This is a genomic window from Streptomyces sp. NPDC052042 (genome assembly GCF_044548345.1).
Taxonomy (GTDB): Bacteria; Actinomycetota; Actinomycetes; order Streptomycetales; family Streptomycetaceae; genus Streptomyces.
Map to the genome: position 1 here is coordinate 13,217 of NZ_JBIUBU010000005.1, position 24,410 is coordinate 37,626.

The following is a 24,410-nucleotide window of genomic DNA, read 5'->3' on the forward strand; positions in this document are numbered from 1 at the left end:
ACGTCAAGTTGAAGGGAGGAGCGGCAGGATGGTCCTTCCCCGGGGCCGTCCGGCGCGCCGGACGGCGTTCGAGTCCGATGGCGTACAAAGCCCTTCCTCCCGGTTGCCCCACTCTTTCGTACCCCCCCTAGACTGAACATCCAGCAGGTGGCTCACGCTCGAAAGGCGCCCCCGTGTCCATCGGCAACTTCCCCGAAGACGACCGGCCTTCGATCGGTCGAGTGCTTCAGCAGGCTCGTATCGCCGCAGGTCTCACGGTCGAAGAAATCAGCACGTCCACGCGGGTGCGCATCCCCATCGTGCACGCGATCGAAGAGGACGACTTCTCCCGCTGCGGCGGCGACGTGTACGCGCGCGGCCACATCCGCGCGCTGGCGCGCGCCGTCCACATCGATCCGGAACCACTGGTCGCCCGGTACGACGACGAGCACGGCGGCCGTCCCGCACCCATGTCCGCGGCCCCGTTGTTCGAGGCCGAGCGCATCCGGTCCGAACCCCGCCGTCCCAACTGGACGGCCGCCATGGTCGCGGCGATCGTCGTCGTGATCGGATTCGTCGGCTTCACCGTCGTCAAGGGCGGCGGCAACGGCACGCCCGCCACCCAGGTCGCGGAGGGCGCGACCGCCCACACGCAGAGCCCCCGCCCCACGACCAGCAAGCGCGCGGACCCCAAGCCGGAGACCTCCGACAGCGCCATCGCCGCGGCCCCCCGGGACAAGGTGACGGTGAAGCTCAGCGCCAGCCAGGGCAAGAGCTGGATCTCCGCCAAGGACCACAGCGGGCGGCTGCTCTTCGACGGCCTGCTGCTGCAGGGCCAGTCCAAGACCTTCCAGGACCGGGAGCGGGTCGACCTCGTCCTCGGTGACGCCGGGTCCATCGAGCTCTTCGTGAACGGCAAGAAGGTCGAGGACAAGTTCCAGCCGGGCCAGGTCGAGCGCCTCTCGTACACGAAGGGCGACCCGGCGGTCGGCTGACGCGCGGCCCCGTACGGTTCCGGCCGAGGCGGCGGGGGTCCGGCACTCCTGCCAGGCCCCCGCCGCTTCGTCGTCGGAGCTGAGCGCTTTCGTCATCGGATGCGAGGAGGGAACCCTGCGCGGCAGGGCGCGTGCCCGGACAACGTAGTCTTGAGCCCATGCCCGAACGCCGTACCGTCGCCCTTGTCACTCTCGGCTGCGCCCGTAACGAGGTGGACTCGGAGGAGCTCGCAGGCCGCTTGGCAGCGGACGGCTGGAAGCTCGTCGAGGACGCCTCCGACGCGGACGTCGCCGTCGTCAACACCTGCGGATTCGTCGAGGCCGCCAAGAAGGACTCCGTCGACGCCCTGCTCGAAGCCAATGACCTGAAGGGCCATGGCAGGACCCAGGCCGTGGTCGCCGTCGGCTGCATGGCCGAGCGCTACGGGAAGGACCTCGCCGAGGCCCTGCCCGAGGCGGACGGAGTCCTCGGATTCGACGACTACGCCGACATCTCCGACCGCCTCCAGACCATCCTGAGCGGCGGCATCCATGCCTCGCATACCCCGCGCGACCGCCGCAAGCTCCTGCCGATCAGCCCGACCGAGCGCCAGGACGCCGGCGTGGCCCTGCCCGGACACGCGCAGCAGACCGCTCCGGCTCCGGCGCCCGAGGACCTGCCCGAGGGCGTCGCCCCGGTCTCGGGCCCCCGGGCCCCGCTGCGCCGGAGACTGGGCACCAGCCCCGTCGCCTCGGTGAAGCTCGCCTCCGGCTGTGACCGCCGCTGCTCCTTCTGCGCCATCCCGTCCTTCCGCGGCTCCTTCATCTCGCGGCGCCCGTCGGACGTGCTGGGGGAGACCCGTTGGCTGGCCGAACAGGGTGTGAAGGAGATCATGCTGGTCTCCGAGAACAACACCTCCTACGGCAAGGACCTCGGGGACATCCGCCTGCTGGAGACGCTGCTGCCGGAGCTCGCCGAGGTGGACGGGATCGAGCGGATCCGGGTCAGCTACCTCCAGCCCGCGGAGATGCGGCCGGGCCTCATCGACGTGCTGACCTCGACCCCGAAGGTCGCCCCGTACTTCGACCTGTCCTTCCAGCACTCGGCCCCCGGCGTGCTGCGGGCGATGCGCCGTTTCGGCGACACCGACCGCTTCCTGGGGCTCCTGGACACCATCCGGGGCAAGGCACCGCAGGCGGGCGCCCGCTCCAACTTCATCGTCGGCTTCCCCGGCGAGACCGAGGCCGACCTGGCGGAGCTGGAACGCTTCCTCACCGGTGCCCGGCTCGACGCCATCGGCGTGTTCGGCTACTCCGACGAGGAGGGCACCGAGGCGGCCGGCTACGAGGACAAGCTCGACGCCGACGTGATCGCCGAGCGGCTGGAGCACATCTCGCGGCTGGCCGAGGAGCTGACCTCGCAGCGGGCCGAGGAGCGCCTCGGGGAGACCCTCCAGGTGCTGGTCGAGTCCGTGGACGACGAGGACGGCGCGGTGGGGCGTGCGGCGCATCAGGCACCGGAGACGGACGGCCAGGTGCTCCTCACGACACGCGAGGGCCTCGTGCCCGGCCTTATGGTCGAGGCAAAGGTCGTGGGTACCGAAGGAGTGGACCTGGTGGCCGAGTGTTCCGAGCTCGTGGAGGCGGCCAGATGACGGGAGTCCCGGCATCCGCGGCAGGCGGTTCCGGCACGAAGCCGGTCCGCGGCGGCAAGCTGGGTTCCGCGGCCGTCAATCAGGCCAGTCTGTGGAACATCGCCAATCTGCTCACCATGCTCCGGCTGGCGCTGGTGCCCGGCTTCGTGCTGCTCCTGCTGCACAACGGCGGCTATGACCCGGCCTGGCGCTCGTTCGCATGGGCGGCGTTCGCCATCGCCATGATCACCGACCTGTTCGACGGCCACCTCGCACGCACGTACAACCTGGTCACCGATTTCGGGAAGATCGCCGACCCGATAGCGGACAAGGCGATCATGGGCGCGGCGCTGATCTGCCTGTCGTATCTGGGCGATCTCCCCTGGTGGGTCACGGGCGTGATCCTCTTCCGCGAGCTCGGCATCACTCTGCTTCGGTTCTGGGTGATCCGGCACGGGGTGATTCCGGCCAGTCGCGGCGGAAAGATGAAGACCCTGGCCCAGGGGACGGCGGTCGGGATGTACGTCCTGGCCCTGACGGGCCCGCTGGCCACCCTGCGCTTCTGGGTGATGGCGGTGGCCGTTCTGCTGACGGTCGCCACCGGCCTCGACTACGTACGTCAGGCCGTCGTGCTTCGGCGCAGGGGGCTGGCGGCCGAACGGGATGTCGCCGTCGCCGCTGCCGCCGCCACCGGTCCGACTGCCGCGATCGCTCCGGACGTGGAGAGCGCGCGGAGCGGTGGGCGTGGTCCGATCGGTGAGGGTGGGGAAGGAGCTGCGGCCGCTGGTGCGGCCGGGGCTGTCGAGGTGACTGGGACCGTTGATGAGGCGGGGGCTTTTGACGTGCCCGAGGCCGTCGACGCGAGGGGAACCGCGGACGCGGCTGAGCCCGCTGATGCCGCTGACATGACGAGGGCCGCTGACGCGGCCAGGATGGCCGAGGTCTCCCGGGGGTCCGAGACGTACGGTGCCCGGGGTTCCGGGGAGACGGAGCGGTGACGGGGGCCGCGACCCGGGTCCTGGCCCTGCTTGCGGAGCGGGGTGAGACGCTCGCCGTCGCCGAGTCGCTGACCGGCGGTCTGGTCGCGGCGGTGCTGACCTCGGTACCGGGCGCCTCGCGTTCCTTCCGAGGGTCCGTGACGGCCTACGCGACGCCCCTGAAGCGGGAACTGCTCGGTGTGGACGGCGCTCTCCTGGCGGAACGCGGCGCGGTCGACGCGGCCGTGGCACGCCAGATGGCGACAGGTGTACGGCGCGCTCTCGGTGCAGACTGGGGAGTGGCGACCACCGGCGTCGCGGGCCCCGACCCGCAGGACGGAATGCCCGTCGGCACGGTCTTCGTCGCGGTCTCCGGGCCGGACGGCGCGGAGAATGTCACCGCTCTGAGATTGAACGGTAGTCGTGCGGACATCCGTAAAGAGAGCGTACGGAACGTTCTCGCACTGCTTTCCGACAAACTCGGCAAGAATACGAGCGCACAGGATACGGAAGAGAACGGGGGGAATTGATGTTTGCAGCCCTGAGTGAACACGACATCGCTCCCCGCACGGCCGCGGCGCAAGGCGGTACGGTAGGGCGTGAAGGATGCGGCTACGCGGTCCGAGGAGGGAGCCACCGATGATTCTGCTCCGTCGCCTGCTTGGTGACGTGCTGCGTCGGCAGCGCCAGCGCCAAGGCCGTACTCTGCGCGAAGTCTCCTCGTCCGCCCGAGTCTCGCTCGGCTATCTCTCCGAGGTGGAGCGGGGGCAGAAGGAGGCGTCCTCCGAACTGCTCTCCGCCATTTGCGACGCGCTTGATGTACGGATGTCCGAGCTCATGCGTGAAGTGAGCGATGAGCTGTCGCTGGCCGAACTGGCCGAGTCGGCAGCAGCCAGCGATCCGGTGCCTGTGCCGGTGCGTCCGGTTCTCAATTCCGTCTCCGTGACGTCGGTGGCGGGTGTGCCGACGGGGCGTGTGACCATCAAGGCACCTGCGGAAGCGGTGGACGTCGTCGCCGCCTGACCACGCGGTCCGGTTGTGCTGCGGAAGCCCTGGTCCCTCCTGGGGGCCGGGGCTTTTGTGCGTCCGCAGGCGACCGGGGCACGGCACCGGTGCCATGGCATCCGGCCAGTGGGGTGATCCGGATGCCGGAGCGCCGAAGCCCGATGCCCGCCGAGCCCGGCCGCCCGGCTTCGTTCACTTCTGCGCGGGCGCGGCAGGGCCATGGGCCGCCGAGCATGTGGGCCCGTTGGGGTGTCGGGACGCCGAGAACGCCTGGCCGCAGGGGGCGTCGGAGCCGACCGGGGCAGCCCGCCTTCCGCTCCGCAGCGGAAGGCGCGGCCACGCTCCCGATGCGGTTTCGGTCGGCGCTCTGGATGCGGGCGGGTCGCGGTCGCGCCAGACTGCGGGAAGAGGGCGTCGGTCGGTGGCGGCGCCTCGGAGCGTGTCCGGTTCACCGCGTCGCACGCCGGGCGCGACCGGCCGGACACGGGCGTGGTCCGCGAAGCCGGAGGCAGCGCCGGAGCGCTCCTGCCGCATGGTTCACGATCCCGCACAGCACGCTCGGGGAAATCTTCAGGCGAGAGCGCACAACGCGCTACGGCAGCAAACCGCGCGCCGGTGGCGCACCGGTGCGCCCTCCCGCCGAGCAAGCGCGCCGGACTAGGTTCGGCCGGAGGAGGCAGCCATGGTACGGCGATGGGTGCCGGCGCTCGTTCTCGGCGGGGTGTGGTGGTGGGCCGTGCTGCGGCTCGCGCTGGAACCGGCCCAAGCGGGGCTCGTCGAGGGTGCGGTGGCGGCGGGCGGATGGGGGCTGAGCCTGCTGCCCGTACACGCGGCCGCGTGTACGGGCCGGGTGAGGGCGGGTACACGGGATGGGGACGCGGACACGGGGAGGGGCGCGGGTACGGCCTGGTCGTCCCGGATCCGGGCGTGGTGCGTGGACGGGGGGTGCGGGGCGGGGGTGCGGTGCCTGGACGGGTGGTTCCGGACGCGGGAGCGGTGCGTGGGCTGGTGGTCCGGGGGCGGGGTGCCATGCGCGGACCGGTGGCGGGCTGCCGCGGTGCGGTGCGCGAGCCGGTGGTCGCACTCCGGGGCGCGTCGTGTCGGACGGTGGTCGTCCGGCGGCGCAGGGCGAGCGGTCCGGGCCTGGCGGACTACCAGGGCATGGTCGCGCCGCCGTTCGGGCGGAGGATCCGGCCGGTCATGAAAGCCGACGCGTCCGATGCCGGGTGGAGCACGGTGCGGGCGACGTCCTGGGTTGCCGCGCCGAGGGGCGGTCGGATGCCCTCGCGGAGGCCCTGAAGCGCCGCTGTCCGTGCCATGCCGGGGAGGAGGCCGGCCGTAGCGTGGAGCAGAGGGTCACGGTGTGGGACCCGTCTGACAGCGCGGGCACCAGTAGGTGGGGCGGCCGTCCTGTTCAGCGGCGCGGACCGGTGTGCCGCAGAGCAGACACGGGCGGCCGGTCCGGCCGTACACCCAGAGCCGTTCGTACGTGCCGTACCGGCGGGGCAGGGCTCTCGTGCGGGTGTGCACGGCCCTGCCCACCGTGCCCGCCGTCGTCGTGGTCGTGCGTACGGGCCGGTCGCGGTTGGCTTCGAGGAGTTGCTTGGCCGTGGCGACGAGGCGGAGGGTGGTGGGGGCGGACAGTTCGCCGATGGGGAGCCAGGGGGCGGCGCGGACGAGGAAGCAGAGCTCGGCCTTGTAGACGTTGCCGATGCCAGCCAGATTGCGCTGGTCCAGCAGGGCCTCGCCCAGGGGGCGGGAGGGATCGGCGAGCAGATTGCGCAGGGCGGTGTCGGGATTCCAGTCGGGGCCGAGGAGATCGGGGCCGAGATGGCCGACGGCTCGCTCCTCTTCGCTGGTGCGGAGGAGTTCCAGAACCGGGAGACGATAGCCGACGGCCGTGCGGTCCGTGTTGGCGAGCACCACGCGGATCTGGTGTGCGGGCCCGCCGCGCCAGCGCTCGCCGGGGACGTAGATCCGCCAGGCACCGTCCATCCGCAGATGACTGTGGAGGGTGAGACCGCCCTCGATCCGGGTGAGGAGGTGCTTGCCGCGTGAGGTGACGCCCAGCACCGTCCGTCCGGTGAGATCGGCGGTGGCGAACCGAGGGACCCGCAGATCGGATCGGGTGAGGACCTGGTCGGCGAGTGCGGCGTGCAGACGTCCGGCGGTCTGCAGGACGGTGTCTCCTTCGGGCATGCCTCCATGATGCGGCTGGGTGGCGTGCTCGGGTCGGGTCGGGCCGGTGACCGAATGGGCGTACGGGGCACGGCGGCGCTGTGCGGCGGCCGGAGCACGAGGGCGGGCCGCACGGCGGCCGGGCGCGGGGAGGTGCGCAACGCCGCACACGACGGGAGGCCGATCCCGGGCAGGGGGTAGTGCCGGGGGACGCGGCGCGGTGTGCGCGGCCGTCAGGGGCGGAAGGAACCTCAGGCGCGGAGGCGGAGTCCCCGGGGGGTCGCCAGGAATCCGGCCGCCTCCAGGGCGCGTCCGAGCGGGGACGTCAGGGACGAGGCGCCGTTGGTGCGCTCCACCGTGACCGTGCCGAGCGACCCCGCGCGGGCGGCTGCCGCCAGCGCGCCCGCCGCCGCGGCCAGCGCGGGCTCCTCCGGATCGGTGGGCCAGACCAGCAGCGACTTGCCGCCGCGCTCCATGTACATCGCCAGCTCGCCGTCGACCAGCACCACCAGGGCGCCCGCCTTGCGGCCCGGCTTGTGCCCGGCGCCGTCCGGCGAATCCGGCCAGGGCAGCGCCGCGCCGTACGCGTTGGCCGGGTCCGCGGCGGCGAGCACCACGGCGTGGGGCGCGGCGCCCGGTTCCGCACGGTCGCGCGCGGTGGACACGGCGCGCAGTCGGTCGACCGCGCCGTCCATCGCGAACTGGGCCGCGCCCAGCCCTTCGACCACGTAGCCGCGCCGGGCCTGTCCGTTGTCCTCGAACGCGGAGAGCACGCGGTACGCGGCGGAGAACCCTCCCTCGACCCCCTCCGCCTGGACCGCGCCGCGGGTCACCACCCCGTGGCGGTCGAGGAGCGTGCGGGCCAGGGCGTGGGCGCGGTGCGTGGGGTCGGGCTCGGCGGCGGGCAGCAGCGACCAGCGGCCCGAGACCGTGGGCGGCCCGGTGCGGGAGACGGGGCGGGCGGCGGCTGTGAGCGAGCCGTACCGCCCGCGCGGGACGTTCCGTCGCGCGCGGTGGGCGGTCGACCCCGCCGTACGGCCGGAGCCGAGCAGCGAGCGCAGCGGGGCGAGCGTGTCGTTGGTGAGCCGGCCCGACCAGGCCAGGTCCCATACGGCGTCGGCCAGGTGCGGATCGGTGCAGTCCGGATGCGTGGTGGCACGGACCTGGTCGGCTATCTGCCGGAAGAACAGGCCGTACCCGCCGCTCAGCGCGGTCAGGACGGACTCGTGCAGCGCGGTGATTTCCAGGGGGTGCGGGGGCGGGAGGAGCAGGGGCGCGCTGTCGGCGAGATAGAGGGACACCCAGCCGTCCTTGCCCGGCAGCGCCCCCGCGCCGGCCCAGACGACCTCGCCGGTGGTCGTGAGTTCGTCCAGCAGCGCGGGGGTGTAGCCGGTCACCCGGCTCGGGAGGACCAGCTTCTCCAGGGCCGACGCCGGAACGGGCGCGCCCTGCAACTGCTCGATGGCGCGGGCCAGCCCGTCGATCCCGCGCAGGCTCTGGTCGCCCAGATGCTGCCAACGCGGGAGGAAACCGGCGAGCGCAGCCGGCGGGACCGGCTCCAGCTCTTGGCGCAGCGCGGCGAGCGAGCGCCGGCGCAACCGGCGCAGCACGGCGGCGTCGCACCATTCCTGACCGATGCCGGCGGGGTGGAACTCGCCCTGGACGATGCGGCCGGTCGCGGCCAGACGCTGTAGGGCGCCGTCCGTGACGGCGGTGCCGAGTCCGAAGCGGGCGGCGGCCACCGCGGAGGTGAACGGGCCGTGCGTACGGGCGAAACGGGCGAGGAGGTCGCCGAGGGGATCCTTCACCGGTTCGGTGAAAGCCTCGGGGACGCCGACGGGGAGAGCGGTGCCCAGGGCGTCGCGCAGGCGTCCGGCGTCCTCGATCGCCGCCCAGTGGTCCGCTCCGCCGACCCTGACCCGGATGGCCCGGCGAGCGCTCGACAGCTCCGCGGCCCACTCCGGCCGGGCGCCCCGCTCGGCCAACTCCGGCTCGGTGAGCGGCCCGAGCACCCGGAGGGCGTCGGCGACCCCTTCGGCGTCCTTGATCCGGCGGTCGTCGGTCAGCCACTGGAGCTCCCGCTCCAGTTCGGTCAGGACGTCGGCGTCGAGCAGTTCGCGCAGCTCCGCCTGCCCCAGGAGCTCCGCCAGCAGATGGGAATCGAGGGAGAGGGCGGCGGCCCGCCGTTCGGCGAGCGGCGAGTCGCCCTCGTACAGGAACTGGGCGACATAACCGAACAGGAGTGAGCGGGCGAAGGGCGAGGGCTCCGGGGTGGTCACCTCGACCAGCCGGACCCGGCGCGCTTCGAGGTCGCCCATCAGTTCCGTGAGCCCGGGAACGTCGAAGACGTCCTGGAGGCACTCGCGGACCGCTTCGAGGACGATCGGGAACGAGCCGAACTCCGAGGCGACCTGGAGCAGTTGAGCGGCCCGCTGGCGCTGCTGCCAGAGCGGGGCGCGCTTGCCCGGGCTGCGGCGCGGCAGCAGCAGCGCACGGGCCGCGCATTCGCGGAACCGGGAGGCGAAGAGGGCCGAGCCGCCGACCTGGTCGGTGACGATCTGGCCGATCTCGCCCTGATCGAATGTCACATCCGCCGCGCCGACGGGTGGTTGTGCGCCGTCGTACGAGAGGTCCGGCAACGGCGACGGCGAGCCGGACGGGTCCTCGGCCGGGTCGAGGGCCAGAAGATCCGGACCCATCAGATCGGCGTCGGGCAGCCGCAGCACGATGCCGTCGTCGGCGTGCATCACCTGGGCGTCCATGCCGTACCGCTCGGCGAGGCGGGCGCCCAGCGCCAGCGCCCACGGGGCGTGCACCTGCGCGCCGAACGGGGAGTGGACGACGACCCGCCAGTCGCCCAGTTCGTCGCGGAACCGCTCGACGAGGATGGTGCGGTCGTCCGGCACATGACCGCAGGCGCGACGCTGCTCGTCGAGGTACGAAAGGGTGTTGTCCGCGGCCCAGGCGTCGAGCCCGGCGTCGAGCAGGCGCAGGCGGGCTTCCTCCGGCCGCATCCCGCCGATCTCCCGGAGGAAGGCGCCCAGCGCCCGTCCCAGCTCCAGGGGGCGGCCCAGTTGGTCGCCCTTCCAGAACGGCAGCCTGCCGGGAACCCCGGGGGCGGGCGAGACCAGGACCCGGTCACGGGTGATGTCCTCGATCCGCCAGGACGTGGTGCCCAGCGTGAAGACATCGCCGACCCGGGATTCGTACACCATCTCCTCGTCCAGCTCACCGACCCGGCCGCCGCCCTTCTTGGGGTCGGCGCCCGCGAGGAAGACCCCGAAGAGCCCGCGGTCGGGAATGGTCCCCCCGGAGGTCACGGCGAGCCGCTGGGCACCCGGGCGGCCCGTGACCGTACCGCCGATCCGGTCCCAGACCACACGGGGGCGCAATTCGGCGAAGGCGTCGGACGGATAACGGCCCGCGAGCATGTCCAGCACGGACGTGAACGCGGACTCCGGCAGCGAGGCGAAGGGAGCGGCGCGGCGGATCACGGCCAGGAGGTCGTCCACCTGCCAGCCGTCCAGCGAGACCATCGCGACGAGCTGCTGGGCCAGCACGTCCAGGGGGTTGGACGGGATCCGGAGCGCCTCGATGGAGCCCTCGCGCATCCGCTCCGTGACCACGGCCGCCTGAACCAGGTCGCCCCGGTACTTCGGGAAGACCACGCCGGTGGAGACCGCGCCGACCTGGTGCCCGGCCCGGCCGACCCGTTGCAGTCCGGAGGCGACCGACGGCGGCGACTCCACCTGGATCACCAGATCGACCGCCCCCATGTCGATGCCCAGCTCCAGACTGGACGTGGCGACCACGGCCGGCAGCCGGCCCGCCTTGAGATCCTCCTCCACCTGGGCGCGCTGCTCCTTGGAGACCGAACCGTGGTGGGCGCGGGCCAGCAGCGCGGGGGCGCCCTTCGCCGCGCCGGACTGGGCCATGATCTCGGCCGGGGCGTGTGCCTCCGGCAGCGGCGGGGCGGAACCGTCCTGCCCGGGCGGGGCGTCGGCGTTCCCGAGCGCGGTGCCGGTGGCCCGTTCGTACGCGATCTCGTTGAGCCGGTTGCACAGCCGCTCCGCCAGACGGCGGGAGTTGGCGAAGACGATCGTGGAGCGGTGCTCCTGGATGAGATCGACGATGCGTTCCTCGACATGGGGCCAGATCGACGGCTTGTCCGCCCGGCCTGCCCCTTCGGCGTCGGAGACGGGGGAGCCGCCGAGCTCGCCCAGGTCCTCGACCGGAACGACCACCGACAGGTCGAACCGCTTGGTGGAGGGCGGCTGGACGATCTCCACCCTCCGCCGGGGCGAGAGGAATCGCGCCACCTCGTCGACCGGGCGGACCGTCGCCGACAGGCCGATCCGCCGTGCGGGTACGGGCAGCAGCTCGTCGAGCCGCTCCAGGGAGAGGGCGAGATGGGCGCCCCGCTTCGTGCCCGCCACGGCGTGCACCTCGTCGAGGATGACCGTCTCGACGCCGGAGAGCGTCTCGCGGGCCGATGACGTCAGCATCAGGAACAGCGATTCCGGCGTGGTGATCAGGATGTCCGGCGGGCGCGTCACCATCGAGCGGCGCTCGGCGGGCGGGGTGTCGCCCGAGCGGATGCCCACCCGGACCTCGGGCTCGGGCAGCCCGAGCCGCACCGATTCGTGACGGATACCGGTGAGTGGTGAGCGCAGATTCCGTTCGACGTCGACGGCGAGGGCCTTGAGAGGGGATACGTAGAGCACACGGCAGCGCTTCTTCGTCTCGGCCGGGGCCGGGACGGACACCAGCCGGTCCAGCGCGGCGAGGAACGCGGCCAGGGTCTTGCCGGATCCGGTCGGCGCGACGACCAGCACGTCCGAACCCTCGCCGATCGCGCGCCAGGCGCCTTCCTGCGCGGCGGTGGGCGCGCTGAAGGCCCCCGCGAACCAGCTGCGGGTCGCGGGGGAGAACGAGTCGAGCACGGAACCGGCCATGTCCCCCATCCTGCACCCCGCCACCGACAACGGCCGTGACGGCCATGGCCCACCGCGCCCGGCACCGGGCGGGCGACCGCCCGTGACCACTCCCGCCACCTGCGAGAATTCGTCCATGGGTGCGATATCGAAGCCGGGGGCGGGGGAGTGGGCGAGGCACTGGCAGTACGCGGAACTGCCCGACCTCGATCTGCTGCGCGCCCGGTATGTGCGCCACACCTTTCCGCGCCACAGCCACGAGGGCTACGTCTTCGGCACCATCACCCACGGAGTGGAGGACGTGGGGCTGCCGGGTGGCACCGTCCACGCGGGCCCCGGTGTGGTGGTCATGATCAATCCGGAGGTGCCGCACAGCGCCCGGGCGGGCGTCCCCGAGGGCTGGGTGTACGCCACGCTGTACCCGTCCGCCCAGGTGATCAACGACATCGCGGCCGAGACGACGAGCCTGCGCGGCACCGTCGGCTTCACCGAGACCGGTGTCATGGACCCGTACGCGGCCCGGCTGATCGGCGAGGTGCACCGTGCGGCCGAGGAGGGCAACGCGCTCGCCGCCGACAGTGTGCTGCGCGTCATGGTCGCGCGGCTGCTCGACCGGCACGGCGGTGCGCTGCCCACGCGGACGCCGCGCTCGGCCGGTGCGCGTGACGCGATGCGCGCCCGGGCCGTGCTGGTGGACAGGATGGCCGGCCCGCCCACGCTGGACGCGCTGGCCGGGGAACTCGGCACCGCCCCGTTCGCGCTGCTGAGGGCCTTCAAGAAGCAGTACGGCATGCCGCCGCATGCCTGGCTCACCGATGCCCGGGTGCGGGCCGCGCGCCGACTGCTGGACGCGGGGCGGCGGCCCGCGGAGGTGGCCGCCGAGGTCGGGTTCACCGATCAGCCGCACCTCAACCGCCATTTCACCCGGATCGTGGGCGTACCTCCGGGCGCGTACCAACGCGAACGTGCAGGAACGTACAAGACCGGTCCCAACTCGGACGCGTAGCGTTCCGGGCGTGGCAGAACAGACAGCACTCCCAGAAGGCCACGGTGAAGCGGCCGGGACGATGACGGACCCGACCGGGCCGAGGGCCGCCGAGGCCGGGTTGACGCAGGTGCCGGGGACGGGCGCGGCCGTGGCCGGGACAGACGAGAGCCCGGCCGCGACGAAGACGGACGCGGCCGTCGTACGTGACGCGCTCGGCGTCGGGACGGCGGTCGGGCTTTCCGGTTTCGCCTTCGGAGTGACCGCGGCCGGTTCCGGACTGAGCCTGTTGCAGACCTGCGTGCTCAGCCTCGCCGTCTTCACCGGGGCCTCGCAGTTCGCGCTCGTGGGAGCCCTGGCGGCGGGCGGCAATCCGTACACGGCGGCTGCCGGCGCCTTCTTCCTCGGCGTGCGCAACTCGTTCTACGGCCTGCGGCTGTCGCAGCTGCTCGCGCTTCCGCGCGCGCTGCGGCCCCTCGCCGCCCAGTGGGTCATCGACGAGACGACCGCCGTGACCCTGTCACAGCCCACCCGACGGGCCGCGCGGATCGGCTTCGCTGTCACCGGGCTCAGCCTCTATGTGCTGTGGAACCTCACGACCCTGCTGGGCGCCCTCGGTGCCGAGGCGCTGGGAGACACCGATGCGTGGGGTCTGGACGCGGCGTCACCGGCGGTCTTCCTCGCCCTGCTCGCGCCGATGCTGAAAAGCGCGACGGAGCGTGTCACCGCCGCGATGGCGGTCCTGCTGGTGCTCGGGCTGCTGCCCGTCCTGCCCGCGGGGGTGCCCGTGCTGCTGGCCGCGCTCGCCGCACCCCTGGTCCTCTTCCTGCGCGGGCGTGGCAGAGTCAGGCCGCTCCCCGAGAGGGAGGAAACGATCCTTCAGGAACGCGGGAAGGAAACGAGCCGGGGCACGACCGCGACGCGGGCGGGCCGACGGACGGGGGTGGACCGGTGAACGTCTGGATCGCCATCGCGTTGACCGCCGTCGGCTGCTACCTCGCCAAACTGATCGGCCTGCTGGTGCCCGCGGGAATGCTGGAACGCCCGCTCACCCGGCGGCTCGCCGCGCTCCTGCCCGTGGCGCTCCTGGCCGCCCTCACCGCGCAGCAGACCTTCGGCGACGGCCGACAGCTGACCCTGGACGCCAGGGGTGCGGGGCTTGCCGCCGCGGCGCTCGCCCTGGCACTGCGCGCACCTTTCCTCGTGGTGGTCGGGACCGCGGTGGCCGTCACGGCGCTGGTACGCGCCTTCGCCCCGTCGCTCTGGTGAGCCGGCCGGGTGCCGGCGAGGACCCGCCCCCGCAGGGCGTCGCCGCGGCGGGGCGCCCGAGCGACGGCCGGCGCGCCCGGCTGTACGGCCCCTGACGGGGGACAAGCGGCACGTCGGCCACAGCACTGGTCGTACGGCCCGTCGCGGCGCCCGACGCTGCCCCGGGCTCGCGGCTCCGCTCGGGCAGGGAAGCCCCCGTGGCTCTCCGCGTCGGCAAACCCACGTAGCCCTTCCCAGGGCTCTCGGCTTCGTTCGAGCGGGGGAGGGCCCGTCCGAGGGCCTCCGGCCGCCGTGCGGTCGCACGCACCGGACGACGCTCCTGCCGGGCGAACATGGCCGATCACGGCACTAGTCGAGGCCGCGCCCGTGTGCCCGCAGGGTCAGGAGCGCCTTGAGGGTCACGAGGGGGCGCCCCTCCAGAGCCGTGCCCGGCGCCCACTGGCGCCAGTTCACCGGCCAGCCGCCGTCCGGCTGCTGCTCGGCCGCGAGATGGTCGAGCGAGCGCTCCATCTCCTCGTCGGTGAACCAGCCTCGCGCCAGCGAAGCGGGCGTACGCGCGTAGTCGTACGGGAAGTGCTGCTCGCCCGGCGCGTACCCGGCCGCCACGGGGTACTCCGCGCGTCGTTCCGGATCCAGCACGACGAGCCGCTGCTCCCGTACCAGCCGACCCAGCCGGTCGGCCGCCGCCTCGGCACGGGACCGGTCCGGGACACCGTCCAGGAAGGCGAGCGCCGCCTCGATCTCGTACGGGTGCGACCGGTCCAGGGCCTCGACCGCCGACCAGCAGAAGTCGGTGGCCCGGAACAGCCAGGCATGCCACACCGCGTTGCGGTGCAGCAGCCCGACCACGGGGCCGGTGGCCAGCAGTTCCGCGGGCGGATCGTCGACGACCGGGATGAACGGCGCGGCCGGATAGCCGCGCTGCGTCGGCAGCAGTGCGGGCAGCGCGCCCTCCTTGGTCGACGCATCGGTCAGAAAACGGCAGATCCGTTCCACTCGGGGCCCCTCGCAGCGGCCGATCGAGTCGAGGACACTGAGGGCGTGCGCGGTGTGCAGCGGCTGACTGACGGGGCCGCGCAGATCGGGTTCGAGGGCGTGCCCATATCCGCCGTCCTCGTTTCGATAGGCGGCGAGCGCGGTCTCCACGGCGTCCGCGCTCCCGTTCAGGAAGCGATGGGCGAACCGCCGCTGCTCCAGGACACGGGCCGTGAGCCAGATGAACTGCTCGGCACGATTGAGGGGACTTGTTCCGGTTCCAGCCATGGACCGACCGTAGGGCGGTAAGCGCTCTCGGCAAGCCGTAGCGAACGGGCTGCACTCTCAGGGGCGGGATACTGAGGTCATGCGGTTGACGGTTTTCTGGGAACGAATGACGGACCACTTCGGCGCGGGGTACGTCGATTCCTTCGCACGCGATCACGTGATGGCGGAACTCGGCGGGCGGACGGTGCACCAGGCGCTGGCCGCCGGATGGGAGGCCAGGGACGTCTGGCGCGGTGTCTGCGCGGCGGTGGGCATCCCCGCCGACAAGCGCTGACCCCGTTCCGTCAACGGCCGGACCAGTGTCCTTGTGCGAGGCGGGCCGTTGTTTCCCACCGCGGTGGGTGAGACTGGACCGGTGCCACCTGCAGACGAGACAGCCCAGACAGTTCCCACAGCCCACATAGCCCGTACCGGGGCGCCGCAGCCCGACCCGGCCGACCTCCCGGTCGCGCCGGCCGGAACCAGGCCGACCCGCATGCCCGTGTGGCTGCCGCGCGCCATGGTGCTCGCCCTGGCGCTCTACGCCTGCTTCCAACTCGGCAGCTGGGCGTTCCACCAGCTCGTCGGGCTGCTGATCAACGTACTGATCTCGTTCTTCCTGGCGCTCGCCATCGAACCCGCCGTGGGCCGGATGGCGGCCCGAGGGATGCGCCGCGGCCTCGCCACCTTCCTGGTCTTCGTCGTCGTGCTGATCGCCTCTACCGGCTTCGTCTTCCTGCTCGGCTCGATGCTCGCCGGACAGATCGTCGACATGGTCGAGGACTTCCCGAAGTACCTGGACTCGGTGATCAACTGGATCAACCAGACCTTCCACACCGAGCTCTCGCGGGTCGAGGTACAGGACAGCCTGCTGCACTCCGACTGGCTGCAGAAGTACGTCCAGAACAGCGCGAGCGGCGTGCTCGACATCTCCACCACCGTGCTCGGCGGGCTGTTCCGGCTCCTGACGATATTCCTGTTCTCGTTCTACTTCGCCGCCGACGGTCCCCGGCTGCGGCGTGCCCTGTGCTCGGTGCTGCCGCCCGCCAGGCAGGCGGAGGTCCTGCGGGCCTGGGAGATCGCCGTCGACAAGACCGGCGGCTACCTCTACTCGCGCGGCCTGATGGCGCTCATCTCCGGGATCGCCCACTACATCGTGTTCATGATCCTCGGTGTTCCGTACGCGCCGGCGCTCGCCATCTGGGTCGGACTGGTCTCCCAGTTCATCCCCACGATCGGGACCTACCTGGCGGGGGCCCTGCCGATGCTGATCGCGTTCACCGTCGACCCCTGGTACGCGGTGTGGGTGCTCGGCTTCGTCGTGGTCTACCAGCAGTTCGAGAACTACGGCCTGCAGCCCAAGCTCACCGCCAAGACCGTCGACATCCATCCGGCCGTCGCCTTCGGCTCGGTCATCGCGGGTACGGCGCTCATGGGGGCGGTGGGTGCGCTGATCGCGATCCCGGCCGTCGCCACCCTCCAGGCATTCCTCGGCGCCTATGTGAAGCGGTACGCCGTGACGGACGACCCGCGGGTGCACGGCTCTCGTCGGCAACGCGGTGAGACGCCGCTCACACGGCTGCGCCGTTCCCTGCGGACGCGCGGGAACGACGGTGACCACGGCAGCCGGGCCGGGGACGGAGCCGAGGCCGAGGCCGGGGAGGCGGCGCGTCCGGAGAACCGGGAGAACCCGGAGCGCGCCTGAGCCGGGCGGCGCCTCGGAGCCCGGGGCGCCCCGGGGCGTGTGACACCGCGGGCGCGGGAGCGGCGGTGGTCACGGTTTCGGCGGCGGTCCCGGTCCCGGGGTGCGGCAGCGGGACCGCGGCGACGTCCGGGCCTGGCACCGGCGAGGCCTGCGCCGGTGCACAACGTGGGGAAGCTCGATCGGCGCGGAGTGCCGGCGGTCAGGGGCGGCGGTGAGGCGGCTCGCGGGCGCGTACCCGGATCCGGCTCCTGGGACCTGCCCGGCCGCGGCACCGGCGTGCTCGGCCGGACTCCGACGGCAGGCGCTCAAGGCTCGCTGTCACAGCACAGGCGTGAACGGACGTGTGTCGGCCCGGCGCGTGCGCTTGACACCAAAATCGAACATCTATTCTTATGGGATTCCGGCCGGGATCCCCGGGCCCGGCTGCGGAGTTGTCCACAGGCCGAGAGGACGTCGAGGCCCATTGTCAGTGGCAGGGGTTAGCGTCTTTGACGTGAAGCGATCGACACAAGCAAATCGGGTGGAACCCATGGCAGGAACCGACCGCGAGAAGGCGCTGGACGCCGCGCTCGCACAGATTGAACGGCAATTCGGCAAGGGCGCGGTGATGCGTCTCGGCGAGCGGCCGAACGAACCCGTCGAGGTGATCCCCACCGGGTCGACCGCTCTCGACGTCGCCCTCGGCGTCGGTGGCCTGCCGCGCGGCCGTGTGGTGGAGGTGTACGGGCCGGAGTCCTCCGGTAAGACGACGCTGACCCTGCACGCCGTGGCGAACGCGCAGAAGCAGGGCGGCTCGGTGGCCTTCATCGACGCGGAGCACGCCCTCGATCCCGAGTACGCGAAGAAGCTCGGCGTCGACATCGACAACCTGATCCTGTCCCAGCCGGACAACGGCGAGCAGGCCCTTGAGATCGTGGACATGCTGGTCCGCTCCGGGGCCCTCGACCTGATCGTCATCGACTCGGTCGCCGCGCTCGTGCCGCGTGCCGAGATCGAGGGCGAGATGGGCGACTCGCACGTGGGTCTGCAGGCGCGTCTGATGAGCCAGGCACTCCGCAAGATCACCAGCGCGCTCAACCAGTCCAAGACCACGGCGATCTTCATCAACCAGCTGCGCGAGAAGATCGGTGTGATGTTCGGCTCGCCCGAGACCACGACCGGTGGCCGGGCGCTGAAGTTCTACGCCTCGGTGCGCCTCGACATCCGCAGGATCGAGACGCTGAAGGACGGCACCGAAGCCGTCGGCAACCGCACCCGGGTCAAGGTCGTGAAGAACAAGGTCTCGCCGCCCTTCAAGCAGGCCGAGTTCGACATCCTCTACGGCCAGGGCATCAGCCGCGAGGGCGGCCTGATCGACATGGGCGTGGAACACGGTTTCGTCCGCAAGGCCGGTGCCTGGTACACCTACGAGGGCGATCAGCTCGGCCAGGGCAAGGAGAACGCTCGAAACTTCCTCAAGGACAACCCCGATCTGGCCAACGAGATCGAGAAGAAGATTCTCGAGAAGCTGGGCGTCGGTGTCAGGGCGGAGGACAAGGCCGCCGAGGCTGGTGGAGGAGGCGCTGCCGCTTCTGCGGCCGACAACGCGAAGTCGGTTCCCGCTCCCACAGGCAAGTCCAAGCCCACCAAGGCCGCGGCGGCCAAGAGCTAGGCCGTGACGCGTCGTACGGAATGGCCGGTCGACGCCCCGGACCCGGGTGCCGGTCCAAGTTCGGTGTTCGCCACCGGGCACGCCGCCGAGCCCGTGGGCGAGGGTGAGTACGGGCCGGAGGCCGGGACCGGTCATGATCCGGGTCCTGGTTCCGGGGCGTTCCCCGGTTTCGGCGAGGGGGCGGGGCATCGGGCCCGCTCCCGTTCCAGAGGCAGCGGTTCCCCCTCCTCGTCGAGGGCCGAGAAGGGGGAACCGCGAGATCCGGTCGAGCAGGCGCGCAACATCTGCCTGCGCTTGCTCACCGGCACCCCGCGCACACGGAAGCAGCTCGCGGACGCCCTGCGTAAGCGGGAGATCCCGGACGAGGCGGCCGAGGAGGTGCTGTCGCGCTTCGAGGACGTGGGTCTGATCGACGACGCCGCCTTCGCGGATTCCTGGGTGGAGTCCCGGCACCACGGCCGGGGACTCGCCCGCCGAGCGCTTGCCCGTGAGCTGCGCACCAAGGGGGTGGACTCGGCGGTGATCGACGAGGCGGTCGGACAGCTCGACGCGGAGCAGGAGGAGGCGACCGCCCGTGAGCTGGTGGCCCGCAAGCTCCGGTCCACCCGAGGGCTGGATCGCGACAGACGAGTGCGCCGCCTCGCGGGCATGCTCGCGCGCAAGGGGTACGGGGAGGGCATGGCCCTGCGCGTGGTGCGGCAGGCGCTGGAGGAAGAAGGCGAGGACACGGAGGGGCTGGACGAGCCGTTCTGAGCGATGGCCGACAGCGATGCAGGTGGTTGGCGGCGATCGGCGGTGGTCGACCGTGGCGGTTCGATTCCGCAACGGCTCGGATGCGGCGGTCGGCGTACGGGGCACGCAGAAAGCCGGCGGTGATCGGGTGGGGCCACGCAGTTGTACGGAGGCGGCGGGCGCCGTCGCCGGACCCTGGCCCCGGCCGCCCGGGGCCGCCGGGCCGGGTGCGACCGGGCTTCGAGTGGTTGCCGGGGGCGGTTCGGTACGCGGTCGGCGTGCCAGGAGGACAACGCGTCCGCCGTGGCACACCGGCCATGAGTACCTGGACCACGGAAGCGGTCGCGCACCCGGATCACGGCGCTGATCGCCGAGCGGGGAAGTGCCGTCAGACCTCGGCTGCGGTCTGTTCGGCTTCCGCCCGCGCGGCCTTCACGCGCTGCGGGTCCGTGGTCTGGGCGGGTGCGGGGGCGGGGGTCTCGCCCTTCGCGCCGGGGGCGACGCGGGCGGCCGGGATGACGCCGGCGATGAGCGCGGCCACGAGCGCGATGCCGCCACCGATGATCAGTCCGGTGCGAAAGCCGTTCTCGGAGGTGAAGGTGTGACCGGCCACGGTGACGGTCATCTGAGAGAGGACCACGCCCATCACGGCGGCGCCGACCGAGGTGCCCAGTGAACGCATGAGGGTGTTGAAGCCATTGGCGGCGGCGGTCTCGGCGAGCGGCACCGAGCTCATGATCAGCGCGGGCATCGAACCGTAGGCGAGGCCCACTCCGCTGTTGATGACCATGAGGGCGAGCATGAGGCCCCACGCGGTACCCATGAGCACGAGCGACAAGCCGTAGCCGACGGCCAGCACCAGGACACCGCAGATCAGGGTGAATCTCGGGCCGCGGGCATCAGTGAGCTTCCCGCCGAACGGCGAGACGATCATCATCATGACGCCTCCGGGGGCCATCCACAGACCCGCGGCGAGCATGGACTGCCCCAGCCCGTAGCCGGTGGCCTGCGGGAACTGAAGCAGTTGCGGCACGACGAGCATGCTCGCGTACATGCCGAAGCCGACGAAGACGGAGGCGACGTTGGTGAGCAGCACACGCGGACGGGCCGTGGTGCGCAGGTCGACCAGCGGATCCCGGGTGCGCATCTCCCAGGCGCCCCAGGCCGGCAGGATCACGATGGTCGCGGCGAACAGCCCGAGGATGGTCGCGGAGGTCCACCCCCAGTCGGCGCCCTTCGACACGGCGAGCAGCAGGCAGATCAGTCCGGCACCGAGCCCGACCGCTCCGGGAATGTCGAAGCGCTGGCCCCTGGCCCCGGCCGGAACCTCGGGGATGAGGAACCAGATCGCCACGGCGATCAACGCGGCCAGGACGGTGGAGCCCCAGAACAGCACGCGCCAGTCGGCGTACTGGGCGACCGCCGCCGCGATCGGCAGACCGAGTCCACCGCCGATGCCCATGGAGGCGCTCACCAGAGCGATGGACGAGCTGAGCTTCTCCGGCGGGACCACGTCGCGCAGCAGGGCGATGCCCAGCGGCACCATGCCCATGCCCATCCCCTGCAGCCCGCGCCCGACGATCATCGGCAGGACCGAGGTGGCGAGGGCGCACACCAACGAGCCGGCCACCAGCGGAACGGAGCACGCGAGGAGCATGCGGCGCTTGCCGATCAGATCGCCGAGACGTCCGGAGATCGGCACGCAGATCGCTCCCGCCAGCAGGGTGACGGTGATCACCCATGCCGCGTTCGACGACGTGGTGTGCAGGATCTCGGGCAGCTCCGCGATGAGCGGCGTGACCAGTGTCTGCATGATCGCGGCGGTGATGCCGGCGAGGGCCAGCGTAGCGACCACAGCACCGGTGCGGGCCATGGGCTGGGGGGCGTCCATCCGGGACTCCAGGAAGTGAGGGGCCGCCGAGCTCGAATCGCTCGCCCGGAGCCGTAAGTAAACATTTGCTTACATGGACGCTAGAGCAGCCCTGCGCGCGTGGTCAACAGTTGTTTACATGACGTCCGGCGCGCACGTACTGTTCGGGCGGAGAGAGGAAAGCCATGAAAGCCAGCAGTCCCCAGGACGGTCCCGCGCCTCTGGCGCCGTCGGCCGGCAACCCTCCGGCGGCTCGGCGGGGCACCGCCGCCAGGACCCGTGCGCTCCTGCTCGACTCGGCCCGCCGCCGCTTCGCGCACGACGGATACGCGGCCACCACCGTGCGCGACATCGCCGACGACGCCGGAGTCAACGTCGCGCTCATCAACCGCTACTTCCAGTCCAAGGAAGGCCTTTTCGAAGCCTGTCTGAAGACGGTCATCGACGAACTGGTCCACGAGGCGGGCGAGGTCGCCGACCTGGAACAGATCCCGGAGATCATCAGCGGCCACACCGCGGGCGTGCTGGCCTCGGACGGCCCCAAGGACGCTCTTCTCCTGTTGCTGCGCTCCTCCGGTGACGAACGCACCGAGAAGCTGCGCACCGGACTGCTGCGTACGTTCAGCGAGCGGCTCGCCTCGGCGGCCGGGTGGCGGCCCGATGCCCCCGACAGCGAGCAGCTGCTCCTGCGCGCCCAGCTCGTGCTGTCCGTGGCCTTCGGCATCACGGTGCTGCGTGCCTCCCGCAGCCTGGAGCCGCTCGCGTCGGCCACCGAGCAGGACCTCGGCGGACCGCTGACCGACGTGGTCGACGCTCTGCTCAGCGGGCGGCGGCCCTGAGACGCGGTTCCCCGGTCGGCGCCCATCACGGTTCATCCGTCGGCGTCGGTCGGGGCACGGCTCGGGCAACCGGAATCCGGTCGAACCCAGATCGGCCGAACGGGCGACCGGTTGCGCCGGAAGGCGGCCGAACCGGCGATCGGCCCTGCCAGGACGCGGCGCCGCATCCCGGCGCCACCGCCCGTGGTGAGGAGTGCCGCTCACTGGCCCGCGCGGGCGGCCCGGCAGATGGTGGCGTCGACCAGGGCGAGTGCCTCCTCGGCGGTACGGCCGGGGTACCGGTTCCACGGCCCGATGAGACCGGTCCAGCCCCGGGAGCGGAGTTCGGTGACGAGCCAGGCTCCCGCCCGGTCCACGGTGTTCAGCGAGCCGAAGCCCAGACGGTGTGCGGTGAGGAGGGCCCCGCAGATGCACCGGGCGCCGCGGGCGTTGCGAAGCCGGTAGGGGGTGTTCTGCCAGCCCCACTCGGCCAGAATCCGCCGTGCGTGGGCGAGGTGCGTCGAGGGCCGCACATCGGGTTGGCCGATGCGGCGCCAGGAATGCAGCCGGTCCGGGAGGATCGCACCCATCCGGCCGGGAAGGGGCCGCTCACGCGGTGCGGCAGCCGGCAGGGCGCGGGCGGATTCGGCGATGAGCTGGGCGACCGGTACGGACAGCAGATCGCGCCAGTCCGTCGGCCTGTGACCGGTCGTCCGTTCCAAGTCCCTGGCGGACGGCAGGGACTCGGGCTCGGCGGATGGCGGCGCCCCGGTGGAGAGCACGGGCTCGGGCTCGGCGGCGGTCAGGTCCCAGCCGGAGACGATCTGCTGCCATGCCTCGGTGTCGTGCAGGCGAACGACCTGGGCATCGAGCTGATCGGCGGTCAGGACGGGGATACGGGCGGGAGTGGGGGTCGGCATGGGCACGGGTGCCTCCGTCAGGTGGTCCTCGGCATCCAGCCGAATGTCCGCCGTGAACGGCGGCCGCTCCACCGGAGCGCGCCGTTCAGGTGTGTCGCCGCGGATTCGGGGGACGGGGGAGGGCGTACGGGGCTTGTCGCCCGCGGTGCGCAGCCCATGGTTCCCGGGCCGACGGGGCGGCGTACGTACGTCGGCCCGTCGGCGGTCCCCGCCGCGTCCCGCCCCGCCACGTCTCGCCTCGTTCCGCCCCGAGCCGAGCCGAGCCGAGCCGAGCCGAGCCGGGACGGGCCCGCCCAACGGAGCGGGCTCGGCGCCACCGTTCCGCGCACCGCGCCGTGCCCCGGGTCGGTCTCCGAGCCCGTCACATCTCGACGGGAAGTCCCGCCGCTCGCCATGCCTGGAAGCCACCGATCAGGTCCGTCGCCCGGCACAGACCCAACTGCCGCAGGGACGCGACGGCGAGACTCGACGCGTAGCCCTCGTCGCAGACCACCACGATCCGGAGATCATGGCCGACCGCCTCCGGGACCCGGTGGCTTCCCCGGGGATCGAGTCGCCACTCCAGCTCGTTGCGTTCGACGACCAGCGTTCCGGGGATCAGCCCGTCCCGCTCGCGAAGCTCCGCGTAGCGGATGTCGACGAGCAGCGCCCCGTCCTCGGCCTCGGCGGCGGCCTCCTGCGGACCGACCCTGACGAACCCCGCCCGGACCCGCTCCAGCAGCTCATCGATCCCGGCCGGTTCCGGTCGGCTGCCGTGGCCCACGTGCTCAGATGCGACGGCGCGGTGGTCACTCACTGCCAGTCCTCCGGCCGCTCCACCTGTTCGAGCCGGAGCACGGCACCCGTGCGGCTGTAACGCCTGATCCGAGGCAGCGGGGGGAAGTACGCGTGGACGGAGACGGCGTGCTGCGTGGTGGACTCGTTCAGCACCTCGTGGACATGGTGGCGGTCGAACGATCTGCCCTGACCTGCGGCAAGCTCGCGGGAGCGGTCGATGCCCCCGGCGAGTTCCAGGGTCTTCCAGCCGTCGGTGGGCAGCCGGGCGGCGAGCGAGTGCTCCTTGAGGGCACCGGACGCGGTGGTGAAGGCCCCGAACGAGTCGGCGTGGTCGTGCCAGCCGGTTCCGCTGCCCGGCGGCCAGCCGATCAGCCACGCCTCACTGCCGCCGGGTCCTCCGAGCGGGAGCCAGGTGCGCCCTTCGGGATCGAGGGGCAGCGAGCGGACGATCCGCGGGTCGGCGGCCACCCGGCGGACGAAGTCGAGCAGCTCGGCTGCCGACGGGCCGGAACCGGAACCACTGACCGACGGACCGGAAACTGAGCCGACGGCCAATGGACCGGGAGTGGAACCGACGACCGGCGGACCCGAAGCGGAGGCGGCGGCCGACGGATGGGAAGCGGAACCGATGCCCGGCGGACCGGAAACCGAATCCGTATCGGTGGAGGCGGGCAGGGGTGCGAAAGGCGAGGAAGAGGAAAGGGCAGACAAAGCGGGCCGTCCTGAAGGTTCGCGCGGACGCGCGCCGTGAGGAAGGGCG

The 24,410-nt window shown here is 72.1% G+C and carries 21 protein-coding genes and 1 pseudogene; 14 read left to right on the forward strand and 8 right to left on the reverse strand.

The genetic code is table 11. The annotated features are described in order from the left end of the window. Positions 1–173: 173 nt before the first annotated feature. The 6 genes and pseudogenes from ACIHCL_RS11320 to ACIHCL_RS11345 all read left to right on the forward strand — a co-directional run. Positions 174–974, forward strand: coding sequence for a helix-turn-helix domain-containing protein (locus ACIHCL_RS11320; protein WP_399859856.1), 801 nt, complete (start codon positions 174–176; stop codon positions 972–974). 158 nt (positions 975–1,132) lie between these two features. Continuing rightward, positions 1,133–2,608 carry a 30S ribosomal protein S12 methylthiotransferase RimO gene (gene rimO, locus ACIHCL_RS11325; RefSeq protein ID WP_399859859.1) on the forward strand — a complete coding sequence of 492 codons (1,476 nt, stop codon included), beginning with the start codon at positions 1,133–1,135 and terminating at the stop codon, positions 2,606–2,608. Beyond that, on the forward strand, positions 2,605–3,585 hold the full coding sequence (gene pgsA, locus ACIHCL_RS11330; RefSeq protein WP_399859862.1) for a CDP-diacylglycerol--glycerol-3-phosphate 3-phosphatidyltransferase: 981 nt from the start codon (positions 2,605–2,607) through the stop codon (positions 3,583–3,585). The genes rimO and pgsA overlap by 4 nt, the downstream gene beginning before the upstream one ends. After that, positions 3,582–4,094: a CinA family protein gene (locus tag ACIHCL_RS11335; RefSeq protein ID WP_399859864.1), complete on the forward strand. Its 513-nt coding sequence runs from the start codon at positions 3,582–3,584 to the stop codon at positions 4,092–4,094. Before pgsA ends, ACIHCL_RS11335 begins: the two co-directional genes overlap by 4 nt. Positions 4,095–4,203: 109 nt before the next feature. After that, complete coding sequence (locus tag ACIHCL_RS11340; RefSeq protein ID WP_399859867.1) at positions 4,204–4,587, forward strand: helix-turn-helix domain-containing protein; 384 nt, start codon at positions 4,204–4,206, stop codon at positions 4,585–4,587. Positions 4,588–5,251: 664 nt separating this feature from the next. Further along, positions 5,252–5,500 (forward strand): annotated as a pseudogene (locus ACIHCL_RS11345) (hypothetical protein); the annotation flags it as partial. A 220-nt stretch (positions 5,501–5,720) separates the two neighbouring features. Here the strand turns inward: ACIHCL_RS11345 and ACIHCL_RS11350 are convergent. The 3 genes from ACIHCL_RS11350 to ACIHCL_RS11360 all read right to left on the reverse strand — a co-directional run bounded on the left by ACIHCL_RS11350 (position 5,721) and on the right by ACIHCL_RS11360 (position 11,702). Continuing rightward, positions 5,721–5,888, reverse strand: a complete 168-nt coding sequence (locus ACIHCL_RS11350) for a hypothetical protein (RefSeq protein WP_399860575.1) — start codon at positions 5,886–5,888, stop codon at positions 5,721–5,723. A 37-nt stretch (positions 5,889–5,925) separates the two neighbouring features. Beyond that, entirely contained in the window at positions 5,926–6,768 is an 843-nt protein-coding gene (locus ACIHCL_RS11355) for a DNA-formamidopyrimidine glycosylase family protein (protein ID WP_399859869.1), read from the reverse strand. Between the two features lie 230 nt (positions 6,769–6,998). After that, positions 6,999–11,702: a DEAD/DEAH box helicase gene (locus tag ACIHCL_RS11360; RefSeq protein ID WP_399859872.1), complete on the reverse strand. Its 4,704-nt coding sequence runs from the start codon at positions 11,700–11,702 to the stop codon at positions 6,999–7,001. Between the two features lie 115 nt (positions 11,703–11,817). Here ACIHCL_RS11360 and ACIHCL_RS11365 point away from each other — a divergent pair, with 115 nt between their 5' ends. From ACIHCL_RS11365 to ACIHCL_RS11375, 3 genes are all read left to right on the forward strand, one after another. Beyond that, positions 11,818–12,687, forward strand: a complete 870-nt coding sequence (locus tag ACIHCL_RS11365) for a helix-turn-helix domain-containing protein (protein ID WP_399859874.1) — start codon at positions 11,818–11,820, stop codon at positions 12,685–12,687. 61 nt (positions 12,688–12,748) lie between these two features. Next, entirely contained in the window at positions 12,749–13,621 is an 873-nt protein-coding gene (locus tag ACIHCL_RS11370) for an AzlC family ABC transporter permease (RefSeq protein ID WP_399860540.1), read from the forward strand. After that, entirely contained in the window at positions 13,618–13,935 is a 318-nt protein-coding gene (locus tag ACIHCL_RS11375) for an AzlD domain-containing protein (RefSeq protein WP_399859877.1), read from the forward strand. The genes ACIHCL_RS11370 and ACIHCL_RS11375 overlap by 4 nt, the downstream gene beginning before the upstream one ends. 348 nt (positions 13,936–14,283) lie before the next feature. On the opposite strand, the gene ACIHCL_RS11380 is transcribed toward ACIHCL_RS11375, so the two are convergent. Then, on the reverse strand, positions 14,284–15,198 hold the full coding sequence (locus ACIHCL_RS11380; protein ID WP_399859879.1) for a hypothetical protein: 915 nt from the start codon (positions 15,196–15,198) through the stop codon (positions 14,284–14,286). 79 nt (positions 15,199–15,277) lie between these two features. On the opposite strand from ACIHCL_RS11380, the gene ACIHCL_RS11385 reads away from it, so the two are divergent. The 4 genes from ACIHCL_RS11385 (at position 15,278) to recX (ending at position 19,286) form a co-directional block, all read left to right on the forward strand. Beyond that, positions 15,278–15,472 carry a DUF3046 domain-containing protein gene (locus ACIHCL_RS11385; RefSeq protein ID WP_399859882.1) on the forward strand — a complete coding sequence of 65 codons (195 nt, stop codon included), beginning with the start codon at positions 15,278–15,280 and terminating at the stop codon, positions 15,470–15,472. 201 nt (positions 15,473–15,673) lie between these two features. Beyond that, positions 15,674–16,882: an AI-2E family transporter gene (locus tag ACIHCL_RS11390; protein WP_399859885.1), complete on the forward strand. Its 1,209-nt coding sequence runs from the start codon at positions 15,674–15,676 to the stop codon at positions 16,880–16,882. 529 nt (positions 16,883–17,411) lie between these two features. After that, positions 17,412–18,533, forward strand: a complete 1,122-nt coding sequence (recA, locus tag ACIHCL_RS11395) for a recombinase RecA (protein ID WP_399859887.1) — start codon at positions 17,412–17,414, stop codon at positions 18,531–18,533. Positions 18,534–18,536: 3 nt separating this feature from the next. Continuing rightward, entirely contained in the window at positions 18,537–19,286 is a 750-nt protein-coding gene (gene recX, locus ACIHCL_RS11400; protein WP_399859890.1) for a recombination regulator RecX, read from the forward strand. 367 nt (positions 19,287–19,653) lie between these two features. On the opposite strand, the gene ACIHCL_RS11405 is transcribed toward recX, so the two are convergent. Beyond that, complete coding sequence (locus ACIHCL_RS11405; protein ID WP_399859892.1) at positions 19,654–21,156, reverse strand: MFS transporter; 1,503 nt, start codon at positions 21,154–21,156, stop codon at positions 19,654–19,656. A 164-nt stretch (positions 21,157–21,320) separates the two neighbouring features. Between ACIHCL_RS11405 and ACIHCL_RS11410 the strand changes: the two genes are divergently transcribed. Beyond that, on the forward strand, positions 21,321–21,974 hold the full coding sequence (locus ACIHCL_RS11410; RefSeq protein ID WP_399859894.1) for a TetR/AcrR family transcriptional regulator: 654 nt from the start codon (positions 21,321–21,323) through the stop codon (positions 21,972–21,974). Positions 21,975–22,174: 200 nt separating this feature from the next. Here ACIHCL_RS11410 and ACIHCL_RS11415 read toward each other — a convergent pair whose 3' ends face one another. The 3 genes from ACIHCL_RS11415 to ACIHCL_RS11425 form a co-directional block, all read right to left on the reverse strand. Continuing rightward, positions 22,175–22,873: a hypothetical protein gene (locus ACIHCL_RS11415; protein WP_399859896.1), complete on the reverse strand. Its 699-nt coding sequence runs from the start codon at positions 22,871–22,873 to the stop codon at positions 22,175–22,177. 361 nt (positions 22,874–23,234) lie between these two features. Further along, entirely contained in the window at positions 23,235–23,669 is a 435-nt protein-coding gene (locus tag ACIHCL_RS11420) for a rhodanese-like domain-containing protein (protein WP_399859899.1), read from the reverse strand. Continuing rightward, positions 23,666–24,205 (reverse strand): cysteine dioxygenase, encoded by a 540-nt coding sequence (locus ACIHCL_RS11425; RefSeq protein ID WP_399859902.1) that lies wholly within the window; start codon positions 24,203–24,205, stop codon positions 23,666–23,668. Before ACIHCL_RS11425 ends, ACIHCL_RS11420 begins: the two co-directional genes overlap by 4 nt. Between the last annotated feature and the right edge of the window lie 205 nt (positions 24,206–24,410).

What these genes read in the sequence shown, in the direction of transcription:
- ACIHCL_RS11390 (WP_399859885.1), top strand. Translation starts at nt 15,674, where the DNA reads ATGCCCGTGTGGCTGCCGCGCGCCATGGTGCTCGCCCTGGCGCTCTAC.
- ACIHCL_RS11410 (WP_399859894.1), top strand. Translation starts at nt 21,321, where the DNA reads ATGAAAGCCAGCAGTCCCCAGGACGGTCCCGCGCCTCTGGCGCCGTCG.
- ACIHCL_RS11340 (WP_399859867.1), top strand. Translation starts at nt 4,204, where the DNA reads ATGATTCTGCTCCGTCGCCTGCTTGGTGACGTGCTGCGTCGGCAGCGC.
- ACIHCL_RS11405 (WP_399859892.1), bottom strand. Translation starts at nt 21,156, where the DNA reads ATGGACGCCCCCCAGCCCATGGCCCGCACCGGTGCTGTGGTCGCTACG.
- ACIHCL_RS11415 (WP_399859896.1), bottom strand. Translation starts at nt 22,873, where the DNA reads ATGCCGACCCCCACTCCCGCCCGTATCCCCGTCCTGACCGCCGATCAG.
- ACIHCL_RS11370 (WP_399860540.1), top strand. Translation starts at nt 12,749, where the DNA reads ATGACGGACCCGACCGGGCCGAGGGCCGCCGAGGCCGGGTTGACGCAG.
- ACIHCL_RS11385 (WP_399859882.1), top strand. Translation starts at nt 15,278, where the DNA reads ATGCGGTTGACGGTTTTCTGGGAACGAATGACGGACCACTTCGGCGCG.
- pgsA (WP_399859862.1), top strand. Translation starts at nt 2,605, where the DNA reads ATGACGGGAGTCCCGGCATCCGCGGCAGGCGGTTCCGGCACGAAGCCG.
- recA (WP_399859887.1), top strand. Translation starts at nt 17,412, where the DNA reads ATGGCAGGAACCGACCGCGAGAAGGCGCTGGACGCCGCGCTCGCACAG.
- ACIHCL_RS11380 (WP_399859879.1), bottom strand. Translation starts at nt 15,198, where the DNA reads ATGGCTGGAACCGGAACAAGTCCCCTCAATCGTGCCGAGCAGTTCATC.
- ACIHCL_RS11350 (WP_399860575.1), bottom strand. Translation starts at nt 5,888, where the DNA reads ATGGCACGGACAGCGGCGCTTCAGGGCCTCCGCGAGGGCATCCGACCG.
- ACIHCL_RS11355 (WP_399859869.1), bottom strand. Translation starts at nt 6,768, where the DNA reads ATGCCCGAAGGAGACACCGTCCTGCAGACCGCCGGACGTCTGCACGCC.
- ACIHCL_RS11360 (WP_399859872.1), bottom strand. Translation starts at nt 11,702, where the DNA reads ATGGCCGGTTCCGTGCTCGACTCGTTCTCCCCCGCGACCCGCAGCTGG.
- ACIHCL_RS11365 (WP_399859874.1), top strand. Translation starts at nt 11,818, where the DNA reads ATGGGTGCGATATCGAAGCCGGGGGCGGGGGAGTGGGCGAGGCACTGG.
- rimO (WP_399859859.1), top strand. Translation starts at nt 1,133, where the DNA reads ATGCCCGAACGCCGTACCGTCGCCCTTGTCACTCTCGGCTGCGCCCGT.